This is a genomic window from Skermanella stibiiresistens SB22 (genome assembly GCF_000576635.1).
GTDB lineage: Bacteria > Pseudomonadota > Alphaproteobacteria > Azospirillales > Azospirillaceae > Skermanella > Skermanella stibiiresistens.
The window spans coordinates 1-215 of sequence record NZ_AVFL01000177.1 but is presented as its reverse complement, the minus strand read 5'-3'; the positions used below and the strand labels follow the sequence as shown (position 1 = coordinate 215).

Sequence of the window (215 nt, the reverse complement as noted above, 5' to 3'; positions counted from 1 at the left end):
CGGTCAGTTCGATCCGCTCGACGTGCTGGGTGGTGTAGTTGACGCTAACCGACGAGCGCACCGTGTCGTAGCCTTGGTTGAAGAGTTCGGTGACGCTGTCGCCGGCATCATCGACGTAATACAGGTCGTTGCCGTTGCCGCCGGTCATGCCGTCGGAACCAGCACCACCGTTCAAGGTGTCGTTGCCGAGACCGCCCGACAGGCTGTCGTTGCCC

General features: G+C 62.3%; 1 pseudogene. It reads right to left on the bottom strand.

Annotated features, from left to right (window positions below):
* Positions 1 to 215, bottom strand: a pseudogene (locus N825_RS40110) (hypothetical protein); the annotation flags it as partial.